Source organism: Moraxella sp. CTOTU46934 (genome assembly GCF_031979465.1).
Taxonomy (GTDB): domain Bacteria; phylum Pseudomonadota; class Gammaproteobacteria; order Pseudomonadales; family Moraxellaceae; genus Faucicola; species Faucicola tetraodonis.
On the sequence record NZ_DALZEG010000011.1, the window covers coordinates 58,379 to 75,332 of the forward strand.

The following is a 16,954-nucleotide window of genomic DNA, read 5'->3' on the forward strand; positions in this document are numbered from 1 at the left end:
GTTAAAAATTGATAAGGTAAATTATGAAATACCCAACCATGCTAAAGCCACTATTTTTGAGCACGACACTGGCTATGAGTATCAGTTTGCTTAGCAGTGGTCTGTCAGCTGCCCATGCAGCCACTGGCTATAAAGTGCATTTGCAAGACGCTGATATCAAGGCGTTTATCGACCAAATTGCCACCATTACGCAAAAGAACTTTGTGTTAGACCCACGCATTAATGGCAATGTGACGGTAATTTCAAACAAACCCTTATCCCGTCAAGAAGTGTATGACTTGTTTTTAGCCGTGATGAAAGTCAATGGCATTGTAGCGATTGATCGCGGGCTGACCACAGAGCTGGTCCCTGATACCGTTGCCAAGCAAGCAGGGGTAGATGTGGACTTGCGCGGTAATACCGCAGGTAGCCAAATGGCGACCCGCATCTATTATCTCACCAACACCAATGCCAATGACATCTTAAACGTCATTCGTCCGATGATGCCGCCGTATGCCAATGCCGCTGTGGTGCCAAATGTCAATGCGATTATCCTATCTGACCGCGCCGACAGCCTCAATCAATACGCAAAATTGATTAGCGATCTTGATAGCAATATGAATGACAAGCTGACCATTATTCCGCTGCGTCATGTCGATGCCAAGCGCATGATGGATTTATTAAGCTCACTGACAGGTACGGGCGGTGGTACAGCGCCAGCTGCTGCGGGTCAATCAGGGCAGCCTACTGTGGCATCAACCGGTGGCAGCCTGATCAATATCATTGCCGACCCGATTTCTGATAGGCTGCTAGTCAAAGGTAGTGCCGAGATGACAGCCAAAGTACAGCGAATGGTAGAGCAGTTAGACACCGTACCGACGCAACGTCTCAGTGGGCTTCGCGTGTTTCGTCTAAAATATGCCAGTGCCACCCATATTGCAGAAATGCTACGCGGACTGCTTGCCTATCAATCCATCAATAGCTCAGGTGACCAAACCACCTTGCAAGCAAGCTCAATGTTTCAATCTAGTAGCGATACCAGTAATAATAGCGCAGCGACCACCACCAATACTGCAGCGTCACCGACAGGTTCACCGCTAAATACCTCGTCCACCAGCAACACAACGACTGCGCAAAACAACGGCTATCAAGGTAGACCTTTTAGCATTATCGCTGACCAAACCCAAAATTCCGTCATCGTCAATGCCAACCCAGAGTTAATGGTAGAAATCGAAAACGCTATTAATGAGCTAGATACCCGCCGTGACCAAGTATTGATTCAAGCAGCGATTATGGAAATCTCAGGCAATGATACCCAGCAACTTGGCGTACAATGGGCAATGGGCAATGCCAATAGCGGCGTAGGGGTGATTAACTTTAATAACATCGGTGCATCCGCAGTAGGTCTGGCATCTGAGATATTAAGCAAAACCCCAGGTACGGCGGCAGCATCCGTGGCAGGCGCGCTGTTGGGGATTGGCAATAGTAAAACCGATAGTAACGGTAATCGTGAGTTTTATGGTGCGATTTTGCAAGCCATCAATAAAACCAACAATGCCAATCTGTTATCCATGCCCTCTATTTTGACGTTGGATAACGAAAAAGCCAATATTTTGGTAGGACAGAACGTCCCATTTGTGACCGGCTCTTATACCACGGCAAGTAACTCATCAACCACGCCGTTTCAAACCGTGAGCCGTCAAGATGTCGGTATCAATCTTAATGTCATTCCGCATATTGGTGATAATGGCTCAGTGCGACTTGAGATTTCGCAGGAAGTGTCCTCCATTGTCGACGGTACCCTCAATAACGTGAGCGGTGTCGTCACCAACAAGAATTTAATCAAAACCACCATTTTAGCGGATGACCAACAAACCGTGGCATTGGGTGGGTTGATGCGTGATAACAGCACCTATGGTCAGCAAAAAGTCCCAGGATTGGGTGATGCGCCGATTCTTGGTAATTTATTTCGCTCAAAAAGCAAAAACTCGGACAAAACCAATCTGATTGTATTTTTACAGCCGACGATTTTGCGTAATGGTAGCGCGGTGGCAAGCGTGACCGAAAAAAGCTTAGACGGTATTCGTACCATGCAACTGGTAATTGATAAAAACGGCACGCTCAAACAAATCCCACTTAATATCAATGCCATGTTCCCCAATACCAATAGGGTGCAAAATGGCGTCAAATTGCCAACAGACGACTTGGTTACCCCAGCCGAGCAAAGCTTATCAAACACCCCAAGAGTGTATGCCAATGATGTCGATATCGTCACGCCCGTGTCATCAAATGTGTCTCGCACAGGCAGTTCATCGACCACAACCGTGAGTCGCCCAGCGAGCAACGCCATCACCCAAGCGCCCGTCACCCAATCTACCGTTACCCAATCTACAGGGCAGACAGGGCAGGGCGCAAAGATGGCTCAAACGCCTGTGGTGATTGCGACCCCGCCTGCGGTGCAGACCATCACCGTGACAAATCCCTAAAAATGTCCCATAATGCCAAGCATAATGATAATATTGAATACCCCTTAGGAGTAGGAGACATGCATGGACAATTATCAAACTAATGCAGTGAATACGATGAACCTTACCGACAACTCGCAAAGCACTTTATGGCAACTCATTGGGCTGTCACCAGCGTTGGCGGATTTAACCATTGATATTGATAAAAGCTTAAGCATCGGACGTAGTGATAGCAATGATTTGGTATTAGCAACCTCACAAATCTCTCGCCAACACGCCAAGATTAACCGTATTGGTGAGCAGTTGTATGTACAAGACTTAGGCTCAAGCAATGGTACCTTTATCAATGGTGAGCGCATTGGTACAGACGCCCATGCTTTGCAAGCCACCGATGAACTTGCCTTTGCTGACTTGGTATTTTTGGTGGTAAATGCCCCAGTTGACGCACTGGATGATGATAGTTTTCTCGGTAGTTTACAAGATATTGAGAACTTCACACCCACCATTGACATTCATACCCAAACTGAATCGACTGCATCGGTTGAGCCATCATCACTGAACGCTGCAGCCAACGCCGCGCCTGTGATAGATGTCGTTACCACGCAAGATTTTTTACCCAGCGAGCAGCTGAGCAACACTCACGTCGAACAATCCGTACCCTCTACACCGACAACAACAGTCGATGTAGCAAGCGTTGATAACCCACCATCGCCAATACTTAATACACCGTCTCAGCCGCCTGTCGTCACTGAGGCAGTACCATTGCAGCCCGTTGTCCCATCCGTTCAGGTCTCAGCCGTTCAGCCAGCGCAACCATCGCCAGTTAGCACAGTAGACACTGATGCAATGAAGCCTACGCCAATGAAAAGTGAGCCAACAAAACCTGCGGCAAAGAAAAACGCCACAGTCGCAATCATGATTGTGGTAATCATTGCGCTGATTATTGCATCAGTGTTGTTGATGTATTAGGGTTTAGGTAGCAAATAAGCGGTGCAAAGAGCCTAAAATGCGGATTTGAATCATTAAATTTACGTTTTGGCAAAAAAAATGAAAAAAAAACTAAAAAAACGCTTGCAAGATTAAAAATATTTGCTAAAATGCTCACCACTTTCAAGCGATACGCCGGCTTAGCTCAGTTGGTAGAGCAACTGACTTGTAATCAGTAGGTCGCCAGTTCGACTCCGGCAGCCGGCACCATCCTTTAACACATCGTGTTAAGCGTACCTTGAAAGACAACTATGGTGGGGTTCCCGAGCGGTCAAAGGGGACGGACTGTAAATCCGTTGCGAGAGCTTCGAAGGTTCGAATCCTTCCCCCACCACCATTTGCCTGCTATTGTTATCTGAATATTCCCTAATCACGTTAACAGTAAGTCCAGTATGCTTGGGCGGGTCGCATTGCGGGTGTAGTTTAGTGGTAGAACCTCAGCCTTCCAAGCTGATGGTGCGGGTTCGATTCCCGCCACCCGCTCCATTATTCTAAACCAAAGTTTTGCTCATATAGCTCAGAGGTAGAGCACTCCCTTGGTAAGGGAGAGGTCCCGAGTTCAACTCTCGGTATGAGCTCCAGTTTTATAGAAAATACATTGAGATAAACTAAAAAATAGTTAAGGCAGCACAGATGTGTTGCCTTTTGTTTTAGCAATAACAAAAAAGTTTGACCATAAAGATGAAGGCTATGGAAAAAACTTGAAATTTATGTTAAATTTGCTATTTTAGTGACCTAGCAACACTCAAATTGGCAACACCAGCACTGGCAATACAGATACACCAGTTGGTTTATGGCTTTGAGCTAGGGTATTGCTAACAGTTTAACAATGATCAGAGGATTAAATTATGGCAAAGGCCAAGTTTGAACGTACTAAACCACACGTTAACGTAGGCACCATTGGACACGTTGACCATGGTAAAACAACCCTAACAGCTGCGATTGCGACCGTAGCAGCAAAACACAACGGTGGTGAAGCCAAAGACTACGCGTCAATTGACTCAGCCCCTGAAGAAAAAGCCCGTGGTATCACCATCAACACCTCACACATTGAATATGACACCCAAGCACGTCACTACGCACACGTAGACTGTCCTGGCCATGCTGACTATGTTAAAAACATGATCACCGGTGCAGCACAGATGGACGGCGCTATCCTAGTCGTATCAGCCACTGACGGCCCAATGCCACAAACCCGTGAACACATCCTACTATCACGCCAAGTAGGTGTACCATACATCATGGTATTCATGAACAAATGTGACATGGTTGATGACGAAGAACTACTAGAACTCGTCGAAATGGAAGTACGTGAACTACTATCAAGCTACGACTTCCCTGGTGATGACACCCCAATCATCAAAGGTTCTGCCCTAGAAGCCCTAAACGGCGGCGAAGGCAAATACGGTGAACCAGCCGTACTAGAACTACTTGACACCCTAGACAGCTACATCCCAGAACCAGAACGTGCGATTGACAAACCATTCTTGATGCCAATCGAAGACGTATTCTCAATCTCTGGTCGTGGTACAGTCGTAACAGGTCGTGTAGAATCAGGCGTCATCAAAGTTGGTGAAGAAATTGAAATCGTTGGTATCAAACCAACCGCAAAAACCACCTGTACTGGCGTTGAAATGTTCCGTAAACTGTTAGACGAAGGTCGTGCAGGCGAGAACTGTGGTGTACTACTACGTGGTACCAAACGTGAAGACGTACAACGTGGTCAAGTATTGGCTAAACCAGGTTCAATCAAACCACACACCAAATTTGACGCAGAAGTATATGTACTATCAAAAGAAGAAGGTGGTCGTCACACCCCATTCTTAAATGGTTACCGTCCACAATTCTACTTCCGTACTACCGACGTAACTGGCGCAATCCAATTACCAGAAGGTACAGAGATGGTAATGCCTGGCGATAACGTTGAAATGAACGTAGAGCTAATCCACCCAATCGCAATGGACCAAGGCTTACGCTTTGCAATCCGTGAAGGTGGCCGTACTGTAGGTGCGGGTGTTGTTGCTAAAGTTAACGACTAATCGTTAATATGCATACAAAAGAGTCACTTCGGTGGCTCTTTTTTTATGGAAATAAATTATGACTGCTATACAGATATATAAGTTAGATAAGACGAGTACACAAGATAATGGTGCCGACAATATACTGGCGCAGCTGGCACAAATTGAATCCGAGCTGTTTGTCTACGATGCTTGGTCGGCTGCGCAAATCAATTCCCTGCTCGCGCAGCCATTTAACCATATAATTTATGCGACAGACGAGTTGAATCAGCGATTGGTCGGCTATTGTTTTTACAGCCACATATTTGAAGATGCAGAGATTTTAAAAATTGGGACTTGTCGCGATTATCAACAGCAAGGTATTGCAAGCCAATTGTTAACGGCTATGGCGCAGATGTGCAAAGTAGCGGGTGCCGAGCGGGTGCTATTAGAGGTAAGAGAAGATAATTATGCTGCCCTTGCATTTTATCAAAAACATGGGTTTGAACAGATTGCCGTTCGCAAGAATTACTACGATAATCATGACATGACCAAAACCCATGCGTTAATTATGCAGCGCAAATTCAATGCTAAATTAAATGCTAAGTAGTATTCCACATGTTTAGATAATGCGCTTTTATCGCCTGTTGAAGCATTGGCTCAACTTGCGCGGCTGTGACAGCCTCATCGAAGCGATGCCACTGTTGATTGATTAATAATTCACTGGGATAAAAACGCGATTTATATGCCATCTTATCCGAATCTGGTACCCAAAAACCTAAATATAAATACGGTAATCCAAGACGTTTAACATAGTCAATTTGGGTAAGTATCGCAAGGGTGCCCAAACTATTTATGGTTGCATCGGGATCATAGAAAGTATAGACTGCGGATATGCCGTCATCTAATTGGTCGCAAACTGCCACCATGACTAATTCATCATGAAGCCAAAACTCCATAAAAAATGACTGGGTAAAGCTATATTGTAGAAACTGTTTAAACCCTTGTAAATTGGGTGGATACATATCGCCATCACTATGGCGAGCGCAGATATAGCGAGCATATAGCGTAAAATGCGATTCATCGGCATCATCACAAGCCGTAATTACCACATCCATCTCGTGCGATTTTTGCCACAGTTTGCGCTGGGTACGATTGGGTTCAAACTCGTTAACTACTAAACGTGTAGAGATACAGCGTTGACAATGAAAGCATACAGGGCGGTATAGATGTTGTCCACTACGCCGATACCCAAGCCGTGAAAACTGAGAAAAAATAGGCGTATCTAAACGTTCATCCTTTGCTAATTCAATCAGCTCTAAACGTGCTGCACGATCCGGCAAATAACTACATTGATGCAGCGGCGTCAATTGGCTGGTCAATGCTAGACTGGTCGGGGGGTGGGGTGGTTTTAACGTCATTGGTGCTTTTAAATACCCTTAACTTACCTAAGCTTGCATAGTTGGAGGTAGGTAATAAGTCATCAAATCCTCATTTAACAGTTGATTAAGTGGCAATTTTTGACCGCAAATCGATGACCAATCAATGCTCGGTAGCGATAATTGTTGCGCAAGCCCAGCTAAAAATTCCGCTCTGGGTAGGATGGATGCCCCTAAACGCAGCAAATGTGGGTTAGGCAACTGACAGTCCACCCAAGCAAATTGGGAATGCGCACACAGCTGCATTAACACAAAAAAAGCCGCTTTAGATGCATCTGTGACTCGGTGAAACATACTTTCACCAAAAAATGCTTGTCCTAGCTTTAGCCCATAGAGACCACCAATCAGCTCATCATCATCCCAAATCTCGACACTGTAAGCCACTTGCTCGGCATGGAGCGCTGTATACGCTTCAATCATAGCGGGGCTGATCCAAGTGGCTGATGCAGAAGCTTGGGCATAGGTGCGGGTATCAGCACAGGCGGCAATGACCTCAGCAAAGGCAAGATTAATGGAAAACGTCCAACCTGCATTTTTGATACGCCGTTTTAGGGTTTTACTGGCGCGAAAATCGCTAGGATAAATAATACAGCGCGGGTCAGGCGACCACCAAGCGATGGGCTCGCCTTCATTAAACCACGGGAACATCCCTTGGCGATAAGCACACACTAAGGTATCAGCTGCCAAATCACCCCCCAACGCAATCAAGCCTTCACCGTCAGGGTCTGCCGCCATCGGGTCGGGAAATTGATAACGGCAAACGAAAGGGCTTTGTAATGGATGGTGATTTGGCAATGGCATCGTTGAAAGTATTAGCTAAACAGCAGAGGTGTTGGCTGATACCGTGGTATTGGCATTCGCTAGATTGACAATATCTAAATATTTTTCTGCATCCAACGCCGCCATACAACCCGTGCCTGCTGAGGTAATCGCTTGGCGATAGATATGGTCTGCCACATCCCCACAGGCAAACACGCCTTCGACACTTGTCGCTGTCGCATTGCCATCTAGACCGCTTTTGACCACGATATAGCCATTATTCATCTCAAGCTGATCTTGGAAAATATCGGTATTGGGTTTGTGCCCAATCGCCACGAACATACCAGGCGCGTTGATGGTTTTGGTAGACTGGTCTTGGAGATTTTCAATCACCACACCCGTCACGCCTGCGTCATCACCCACCACTTCTTTGACTTGGCTGTTCCATTCGATGGTCACATTGCCATTTTTTTGTTTTTCAAATAATTGGTCTTGCAGAATTTTTTCTGATTTTAATTTATCACGTCGATGCACTAGGGTGACGTGGCTTGCGATGTTTGATAGATATAAGGCTTCTTCAACCGCTGTGTTGCCACCGCCAATCACCACCACAGGCTTGCCGCGATAGAAGAACCCATCACAGGTCGCACAGGCAGAAACGCCAAGCCCCATAAATTTTTGTTCAGAGGCGAGACCCAAGTATTGGGCTGAAGCCCCTGTCGCTACAATGAGTGCATCACACGTGTAAGTGGCACTATTGCCGACTAAGGTGAAGGGTCGCTGAGTTAGGTTCACTTGGTTGATATGGTCATACACCAATTGGGTACCAAAACGCTCGGCATGGGCTTGCATGCGTACCATCAAGTCAGGTCCCGTCAAGCCTTGTGGATCACCTGGCCAGTTATCAACTTCCGTGGTGGTAGTCAACTGCCCGCCAGTCTGCATACCTGTGATAATGACCGGTTTTAAATTGGCGCGCGCTGCATACACGGCGGCAGAATAACCCGCTGGACCTGAACCCAAAATAATAAGCTGGTGATGGATAATTTCTGACATACGTCTTTCCTAACAATCGCTGAATAATAAACTAAATAAAACATGTTAATTTTTGATTCATAAGTAAGATAGGGGCTAACATCGAAAATAGCAAGTAAATGTTATTTTTATAACAGATTCATCGCGCAATCAAAGCTCAATCAACGCTCAAAAATGGCGTAAGCTTGTTATCAAAAAATACCCTACTATCCGGCTTTGTTGGCTCAAACTGCATTTATCATAGGGCTTGAATTGACTGATTTAACAAAGCAATTTTTCGCAAAAAAAGCTCAGCAACGCACCACTGAGATTTGATATGATAGTCGATTAAAAGGGTGATTTTAATCAACGTTTTTCCAAAATCATTGTTTTTCACAATCATTATCAGTCAGTCATGGCTGAACAAAGCGTTGGCTTACGGCTTATCCAAAGCGGGTTCAAATTCAAAGGTAAATTGCGTTGTCTTATTATATTCGTCAAAGTGTGCTTACGATTATCTGGCTAATCGTGGCATTGTTGTTAGTCATGTCCCTCATCAGTTATTCTGCCAATGATCCTAGTTGGTCGCATATCAGTAGTGCGGCAAATGAAGTCAGTAACTTGGCAGGCACGGGTGGTGCTTGGCTGGCTGATATTTTGTATGCGTTTTTGGGTGCGGCAAGCTGGTGGCTCATTGTCATTGCCTGTTATGAAGCTTGGAATGTATGGCGCCATGATGTAGAGCCTAATGGCTTATTGCGTTTTTTGGGTTATATCTTTTTAATCATTGCCACCGCAGGGCTGACAGGGGTGTTAGCGTTTGGCTGGTTAGCGCAAGGCATGATCGGGCAAATCGTTGGCAACGGGCTTAGTGGTTTATTAACCTACTGGGGGACTTTGCTGTTTTTATTGGTGTTTATTGCCATCACCGTGACGTTTACCTTTGATTTACATTGGCATGAGATTTTATCAGGTCAAGCCATTCGCAGTCGCCTACAAGCTGAAGCCGCAGATGAAGAAGAAACCAATACTAAATTCAAGGCAACTGCTCAAGAGGCAAGCCAAGCAAAACCAAACGATACTGCGCAACTGCCTTTGCCACTAGCCTCCCATGACTCAGAACAAGCGGCTTATGACAGTAGTCATCTAGCGGATGATGAGGATTTTGTCGGTAGTCCACTCGATGCGTTTTTGGATGAAACGGGTTTTAGTGAAATCAAAGATTATGAATGGCTCGAAGAAAACGATGCCACCAATCCATTTAAACCCGTCAGCTCAACCTATGTAGCAAACACCAAGCTGACCAAAAAACTCGATGAAAAACTGCAAAGTGAAATCATTAAAAAACCGTTTAAAATGCCTACCTTGAACAGACCCCATTTGATACAGGTAGACTCGCAACTCACTGAGCCAACTCAGACAAAGCAGCCTAGTGTAGATAGTGTAGATAGTGTAGACGTATCACCAGCTATGCCAACTATCGATGACGCATCTATGATATCTGCTATGTCTGCCGCAGGCACAGGGGAGCTAGCGGATAAACAAACCTCTGAGTCGATGACGGGTGTAGAGATGGCTGGACAGGACGCGGCTATTGGGTCGTCAGATTTGGATCATTTAGCGAATAGCGTAGATGCTAGATATGACTTATCACAAAATCCTGTGCTAGAGCCATCATTCGAGGGCATTCAGACAGAGGACATTGAAGCAGAAAGTATTGAAGCAGAAGGTGCAGAAGGTATTGAAACACCAACCCCCTCAGTCGCGTCGTTATTGGGTATGCGACAAGTCCCAGCGCAAGCTAGGGCTAATCCATCAGATGACAGTGCCACCGCATCTGTGGGAGCGGAATTTTCAACCCCTGCAGCAAGTCCGATGCCAACCCAAATAGCACGTCCAGTGCAAGCCGTCACCCAGATTACTGGCAACGAGATTGCTGCAGCCGAGATTGATACCAACCAGATAACGTCTTCAATACCGACCCATAGTCGTTCGGTGGAATCTGAGCTACTCGACCAAATCGAACAGCCCGCAGCGACTCAGGTCGACCAGCCGCTCGATATCAATGATGATAGCCTATTTAGTCAGAAATCGCGTGCCATGCAAACCGCAGCTTATCGTGCCAATTTAAGCCCGTTACCTGAGTTATCGCTGCTTGACTTGCCTGACCCTGACCGCAAGCCAAGCTACAGCCGCGAACAGTTGCAGCAGTTGTCAGCGCTGTTAGAAATCAAGCTACAAGAATTTAATATCAAAGCAGAAGTGGTCAATGCGCAAATGGGTCCAGTGGTGACACGCTTTGAAGTGTCGCTGGCGCCAGGGCTTAAAGCAAGCAAGGTAACAGGTATTGCCAAAGACTTGGCTCGGTCGCTATCCATGGCATCGGTGCGTGTGGTAGAAGTCATTCCAGGTAAACCTTATATCGGTATCGAAGTGCCCAATCCGCAGCGCCAAATGGTACGACTCATCGAACTGCTGAAAACAGAAGCTTATCAAGACCCCGATGGCTTAATCAGTATGGCAATGGGCAAAGATATTGCAGGTAGACCGATTATTGCGGATTTGGCGAAAGCGCCACACATGCTAGTAGCAGGTACCACAGGCTCGGGTAAATCAGTGTTGGTGAATTCGCTGTTATTGTCAATGCTGCTCAAATACACACCAGCGCAGCTGCGATTGATTTTGATTGACCCCAAACAGCTTGAGCTTGCCAACTATGGCGATATTCCGCATCTGCTCACCCCCGTAGTCACCGATATGACCGAAGCAGCCAGTGCTTTGGCATGGAGTGTGGCGGAGATGGAACGTCGTTATCAGCTGATGTCATTATTCAAAGTGCGTAAGCTTGATGAATTCAACAAAAAAATCATGGCAGCTGAACAAAGTGGTGAGCCGTTACTAGATCCGCTTTGGCGACCCAATGACAGTGTCAGCCAAGATAGAGCGCCAAAATTAAAACCGTTACCACAAATTGTGATTGTGGCGGATGAGTTTGCTGACATGATTATGCAGGTGGGTAAACAAGCCGAGGAGTTGATTACCCGTTTGGCACAAAAATCGCGCGCCGCAGGGATTCATTTGATTTTAGCGACCCAGCGCCCCTCAGTGGATGTGATTACTGGCTTGATTAAAGCCAATATTCCCGTCCGTGCCGCGCTTCGTGTCAACTCAAAAGTCGACTCGCGTACCATTTTGGATGCCGGTGGCGCAGAGGATATGCTTGGGCATGGGGATATGCTGTTTTTAGGACCTGGTCAAATCGAGCCTAACCGTGTACATGGTGCTTTTATCAGCGATGCGGAAGTCAACCGTGTGTGTGATGCATGGCGCGAGCGAGGCGCACCTAATTATATTGATAATATGTTTGATAACTTTGAGTTAAGCTCAGCACCAAGTGGGGGCGATGCTAGTGGGTCTAGCAATGGTGAAGAAGACCCACTGTATGATGAGGTGGTGGCGTTTTTGCTCGAAACCCGTAAAGTCTCTGCATCAAGCATTCAGCGCAAATTTAGTATCGGCTATAACCGCGCAGCACGTATTGTTGATGCCATGGAAGAGGCGGGCTTGGTAAGTGGCATGACCAAAAGTGGTAAACGTGAGCTATTAATGTAGAGGTTAGACAAAATAAAAAAAGGTGCGATTTATGCACCTTTTTTATTTAACATTTTGAGCGGTTATGGGTTCATTTAGTCTATGGTATTTTGCGCTGCGACTACGACAATTTCTAATTTCCATAAAGGATTAACCAATTCAGCTTTGACTGTCGCACGGGTAGGCTTTGGGCAATCGGTTAACCAGTCGCCCCACAAGCTATTCACCACCTCAAAATCCGCCAAATCCTTGATAAAAATCTGAGCGGTTAGCAGACGTGATTTGTCGCTATTGGCTTTGGCGAGCATGGCGTCGATATTGTCTAGCACTTCTTTGGTTTGTGTGTGGATATCGGCAGTGTCGGTATTTGGCACTTGTCCTGCGAGGTACACCACGTGGTTAAAAATGGTAATTTCACTTAGATAGTCATTGCTATCAAATCGTTGAATTTGTGCGGTCATGGTGTTTTCCTTGTACTTGTAAATGGATAAATGTTATTTATGCATAGTCTTTTCAAATGCTATTTACAGGTATTTCTGAAAGAGAATAGATACTAGGCATAACGCTGTAATGATAAGCCATCAATGCGAATATCAGGCGTTTTGCCGAGCAACAAATCGCTGATTAATTTGCCAGAGCCACACGCCATTGTCCAACCCAATGTGCCATGTCCTGTGTTTAAAAATAAATTGCGATACCGAGTCGCGCCAATGATGGGTGTGCTATCGGGGGTCATCGGACGTAGCCCTGTCCAAAAACTTGCGTTTGGCAAATCACCACCTGCGAATAAGTCCTGCGTGACCATTTCGAGTGTAGCACGGCGCTGGGGGTTTAGACTTACATCAAAACCACTTAATTCTGCCATACCGCCCACGCGAATGCGGTTGTCAAAGCGAGTGATGGCGATTTTATAGGTTTCATCCAGCACCGTTGATTGGGGCGCTAAATCAGCATTGATAATCGGCACAGTCATTGAATAGCCTTTGACAGGGTATACAGGCAGATTAAGCTGTAGCGGTTGCAAAAGCGCCCGCGAATAACTGCCCAACGCCAATACATACTGGTCTGCCGTTAATAACTCACCATTTACTATCACCCCTTTAATCGCCCCAGCGTCGACTACTAGCTTTTCGATGGTTTGATTGTATAAAAATTTCACCCCCAGTGCTTTGGCTTGCTGCGCTAATGCTTGGCAAAACAAAAAGCAATCGCCTGTTTCATCATGCGGCAAATGCAATCCACCAACCAGCTTATCAGTGGCATTTGCCAACGCGGGCTCAATCTCAGCCAATGCCTTGCTGTTGTCAATCAGCTTAAAAGGCACGCCTGAATCTTGCAACACCTTAATATCTTGCTGTACAGCATCTAGTTGGGCGGGTTTGCGAAAAACTTGTAAGGTGCCTTGCGAGCGGTTTTCGTAGTGAATGCCGGTGTCTTGACGCAACTGCTGCAGACAGTCGCGGCTGTATTCTGCCACTCGTACCATACGCTCTTTGTTGATGGCATAGCGCTTGGCATTGCAGTTTTTGAGCATTTGTAGCATCCATTGTAACTGCCACAGACTACCATCTAACTTGATGGCTAAAGGGGCGTGTTGTTGAAATAACCATTTAACCGCCTTTAATGGAATACCAGGCGCTGCCCAAGGGGTAGAGTAGCCAGGGGAGATTTGCCCCGCATTGCCAAAACTGGTTTCTTGTGCGGCACCTGCTTGGCGGTCAATCACCGTGACTTCTACACCTTGCTTGGCTAAATAATAGGCACTTGTCACCCCAATTACGCCACTACCCAGTACCAATACGCGCATACCCACCCCCAAATATCTGCTTAATTATCAGTTAATTTCGCTAGTATAAGCAAAGTTTTGCAGTGAATTTTGCTGTTTTTATGCTAGAATTTTGCTGATATTGTCGGTTTTATCATGCCAATCATCAAAAAACAGGATTTTCATTTTGCTATGCGTACTTTAGACCGTACCGACCGTTTAATCCTTGAAATCTTGCAACAACAAGCAAGAATTTCTATCAGCGAATTGGCCGCCAGAGTTAACCTATCAACCACGCCTTGCTCAGACCGAGTTAAACGGCTGGAGCGTGAAGGCATTATCACAGGTTATCATGCGCGGTTAAATCCAAATTTGGTCAATAAAAGCTTGTTGGTATTTTTGGAGATAAAGCTATCTACCAAGTCGGGCGATGTCTTTGAGCAAGTGAGCAAAAAACTGTCAGAAATTCCAGAGATACTAGAATGTCATTTGATTTCGGGTGAGTTTGATTTTTTGGTCAAAGCGCGGCTAAAAGAGATGAGTTCTTACCGAAAGTTACTGGGCAATATCCTAAAGCAATTGCCAGCGGCGGTGGAAACCCACAGTTTGATTGTGATGGAAGAGATTAAAGAAAGCTTGCATTTGGATGTGACAATGACCTAACTGTCGTGCAAGCTTTACTATATATGCTTTGTGATACATAATTTCCGATACATGCTTTGCGACAGATGAAAAAAAGACTGCCAAATCGCAGTCTTTTTATGTTGTCCCGCCTTAGAATTTTGGAAATTAGAGTTTTGGAAACTCTAGCGACCAGTGATTGACGAGTGGATAGCGACGTTCACGCCCAAAGGCGCGGTGAGTAATCTTGGTGCCAATCGCCGCTTGACGACGTTTGTACTCATTGCGGTCTACCATACTGAGTACTTTTTTCACCACGTCTTTATCATAACCGGCTTCTACAATCGCATCATACCCAAAGTCGCGATCGATATACAGCTCCAACATTTTATCGAGGGTATCATAATCAGGCAGACTGTCTTGGTCTTTTTGGTCAGGGCGAAGCTCGGCAGAAGGCGGACGCGTAATCACACGCTCAGGAATCACCGGCGTTTCTTCTAGTCGGTTGCGATAGTTGGCGAGGGCATATACTTGGGTTTTATACACATCTTTTAAGACATCAAATCCGCCTGCCATATCCCCATACAATGTCGCATAGCCCACGGCCATCTCTGATTTGTTGCCAGTGGTGATGACTAGATGACCAAATTTGTTGGACAATGCCATCAAAATCATGCCACGCGCACGGGCTTGGATATTTTCTTCCGTGGTGTCGGCGGTAGTGTTGCTAAACATCGGCTCTAGCGTATGACGCATGCCTTCAACAGCGGCATGAATCGGGCACACGGTATAAGACACGTTGAGTCGGTGTGCCTGCGCCTGCGCATCTTGCAGGCTGATTTGCGAGGTGTACTCATAGGGCATCATGACCGCATAAACTTTATCTGCACCCAGCGCATCAACCGCGATACATAGCGTGAGCGCCGAGTCTATTCCGCCTGACAACCCAACCAATACGCCTTTAAAGCCAGAATGATTGACATAATCACGCAAGCCGACAACCAGCGCTTGATAAGTTTCAGCGATTTGGCTGAGTGCAAGCGGTGGTTTGCGCTGTTCTGATAACATCACTTGACCGCTTTGGGCATCATGACGAGCAACCACATACAGGGTATGCTGCAAAAATCTTGGCGCTTCTTGCACGATTTTACCTTGAGCGTTGACGACCATCGAGCCGCCATCAAACACCAAGTCATCTTGACCGCCCACGCTATTGGCATACACAATCGGGATGTTGTGCTCAGTGGCACGACTTTTTAATAAAGCCTTACGTTGTTCTTGCTTGTTTTGCTCAAATGGCGAGGCATTGAGGCTAATGATGATTTCTGCACCTTTTTCTTTGAGTGCGCGAATGGGAGCGTCTTGCCATAAATCTTCGCAGATAAGTAGTCCGATGGTCAGCCCTTGATAGTCAAACAACACTTGGTTGTGACCGGTATTAAAATAGCGGCGTTCATCAAACACGCCATAGTTTGGCAGGCATTGTTTGTGATAAAAGCCTTTTTGCTGACCATTGTGAATGATAGCCACTGAGTTAAATGTGCCATTGGGGTCAATGTGCGGATAACCCACTAGCATTACGATATCTTTGACTGTGTAGAGCAATTCAAAAGCAAGTTTCACACGTGAGGCAAGACTTGGACGTAGCAACAAATCTTCAGGCGGATAACCCAGCAGTGATAACTCAGGAAAGACAATAATATTGGCACCCTTGTCACGGGCATCTTTAGCCAGTTCTACCATTTTTTTGGCATTGTTGATGACATCACCGACAATAAATTGCTGCTGTGCCACCGCAATTTTTAGCCCCACCATAGAATCTGCTTGGCTAGTTGGTTGGCTAATCGGTTGGCTTGATGACTGAGAGGTTGACTGAGAAATTGATTGAGAAGTTGGCTGAGCAGGTTTTTGAGAAACTGGCTGTGGGTTTGCTGGTTGGTTTGGCGCATTGCTAGTATCAGCCGTGGGCGCATGGTTTGGCGTAGTAGCTTTGGCAGTCATTGACTCACTCGGCAGCTGCGTTGGTACGCTATCATCTGGGGTTAAATCAAGGTGTGACATGAAAAATCCTTCAGTAAAAATTTATTATGGGGTCATCCCTTTAGTCGTATCCGTCTAGAACGGTAGGCAAGCATGATGCCGCTATTATAATTATGGGTGGCAACAGCGATGACATTACAAGATAAAATTATTCTACATTATATCGCTTTATGATGTGTTTACAATTGCAATCTTTAGATGCTACAACCGAAAAATGCTGCAACTGGTAAAATTAGCCTAAACATAGCACGAATAACCCATCAATGCGCGATTTTTTGCAGTATAATCAAACCTTAT

12 protein-coding genes and 4 tRNA genes are annotated in these 16,954 nt (G+C 45.9%); 10 read left to right on the forward strand and 6 right to left on the reverse strand.

Going from position 1 to position 16,954, the window contains the following annotated elements:
• Positions 1–23: 23 nt before the first annotated feature.
• From gspD to rimI, 8 genes are all read left to right on the forward strand, one after another.
• The gene (gspD, locus tag RTN07_RS09085) at positions 24–2,465 is read left to right on the forward strand and encodes a type II secretion system secretin GspD (protein WP_312177594.1); all 2,442 of its coding nucleotides are present in this window, start codon (positions 24–26) and stop codon (positions 2,463–2,465) included.
• Between the two features lie 63 nt (positions 2,466–2,528).
• The gene (locus tag RTN07_RS09090) at positions 2,529–3,413 is read left to right on the forward strand and encodes an FHA domain-containing protein (RefSeq protein WP_312177597.1); all 885 of its coding nucleotides are present in this window, start codon (positions 2,529–2,531) and stop codon (positions 3,411–3,413) included.
• 152 nt (positions 3,414–3,565) lie between these two features.
• A tRNA-Thr gene (locus tag RTN07_RS09095) sits at positions 3,566–3,641 on the forward strand.
• A gap of 43 nt (positions 3,642–3,684) precedes the next feature.
• Positions 3,685–3,768: transfer RNA gene (locus tag RTN07_RS09100), tRNA-Tyr, on the forward strand.
• A 75-nt stretch (positions 3,769–3,843) separates the two neighbouring features.
• Positions 3,844–3,917: transfer RNA gene (locus RTN07_RS09105), tRNA-Gly, on the forward strand.
• 20 nt (positions 3,918–3,937) lie between these two features.
• Positions 3,938–4,012 (forward strand) — tRNA-Thr (locus RTN07_RS09110).
• Positions 4,013–4,279: 267 nt separating this feature from the next.
• Positions 4,280–5,470, forward strand: coding sequence for an elongation factor Tu (gene tuf / locus RTN07_RS09115; protein ID WP_007117403.1), 1,191 nt, complete (start codon positions 4,280–4,282; stop codon positions 5,468–5,470).
• A gap of 58 nt (positions 5,471–5,528) precedes the next feature.
• A complete protein-coding gene (gene rimI, locus RTN07_RS09120; RefSeq protein WP_312177600.1) occupies positions 5,529–6,038 on the forward strand; it encodes a ribosomal protein S18-alanine N-acetyltransferase in 510 nt (169 codons plus the stop codon).
• Here rimI and RTN07_RS09125 read toward each other — a convergent pair.
• From RTN07_RS09125 to trxB, 3 genes are read right to left on the reverse strand one after another with little or no spacing between them, the layout of a single operon-like run.
• Positions 6,031–6,849: an arginyltransferase gene (locus RTN07_RS09125; protein ID WP_312177602.1), complete on the reverse strand. Its 819-nt coding sequence runs from the start codon at positions 6,847–6,849 to the stop codon at positions 6,031–6,033. The two genes, rimI and RTN07_RS09125, sit on opposite strands and share 8 nt — an antisense overlap.
• 27 nt (positions 6,850–6,876) lie before the next feature.
• Positions 6,877–7,668, reverse strand: a complete 792-nt coding sequence (gene aat / locus RTN07_RS09130) for a leucyl/phenylalanyl-tRNA--protein transferase (protein WP_312177604.1) — start codon at positions 7,666–7,668, stop codon at positions 6,877–6,879.
• A 15-nt stretch (positions 7,669–7,683) separates the two neighbouring features.
• The gene (gene trxB / locus RTN07_RS09135; RefSeq protein WP_135888420.1) at positions 7,684–8,682 is read right to left on the reverse strand and encodes a thioredoxin-disulfide reductase; all 999 of its coding nucleotides are present in this window, start codon (positions 8,680–8,682) and stop codon (positions 7,684–7,686) included.
• A gap of 438 nt (positions 8,683–9,120) precedes the next feature.
• On the opposite strand from trxB, the gene RTN07_RS09140 reads away from it, so the two are divergent.
• Complete coding sequence (locus RTN07_RS09140) at positions 9,121–12,252, forward strand: DNA translocase FtsK (RefSeq protein WP_312177609.1); 3,132 nt, start codon at positions 9,121–9,123, stop codon at positions 12,250–12,252.
• Positions 12,253–12,326: 74 nt separating this feature from the next.
• On the opposite strand, the gene RTN07_RS09145 is transcribed toward RTN07_RS09140, so the two are convergent.
• Positions 12,327–12,692, reverse strand: a complete 366-nt coding sequence (locus RTN07_RS09145; RefSeq protein ID WP_203171493.1) for a RidA family protein — start codon at positions 12,690–12,692, stop codon at positions 12,327–12,329.
• A 92-nt stretch (positions 12,693–12,784) separates the two neighbouring features.
• Positions 12,785–14,038, reverse strand: coding sequence for a D-amino acid dehydrogenase (locus tag RTN07_RS09150; protein WP_312177612.1), 1,254 nt, complete (start codon positions 14,036–14,038; stop codon positions 12,785–12,787).
• Between the two features lie 150 nt (positions 14,039–14,188).
• Between RTN07_RS09150 and RTN07_RS09155 the strand changes: the two genes are divergently transcribed.
• Positions 14,189–14,659: a winged helix-turn-helix transcriptional regulator gene (locus RTN07_RS09155; protein ID WP_060996073.1), complete on the forward strand. Its 471-nt coding sequence runs from the start codon at positions 14,189–14,191 to the stop codon at positions 14,657–14,659.
• A 126-nt stretch (positions 14,660–14,785) separates the two neighbouring features.
• On the opposite strand, the gene RTN07_RS09160 is transcribed toward RTN07_RS09155, so the two are convergent.
• On the reverse strand, positions 14,786–16,432 hold the full coding sequence (locus tag RTN07_RS09160) for an NAD+ synthase (RefSeq protein ID WP_167512121.1): 1,647 nt from the start codon (positions 16,430–16,432) through the stop codon (positions 14,786–14,788).
• Positions 16,433–16,954: the final 522 nt, after the last annotated feature.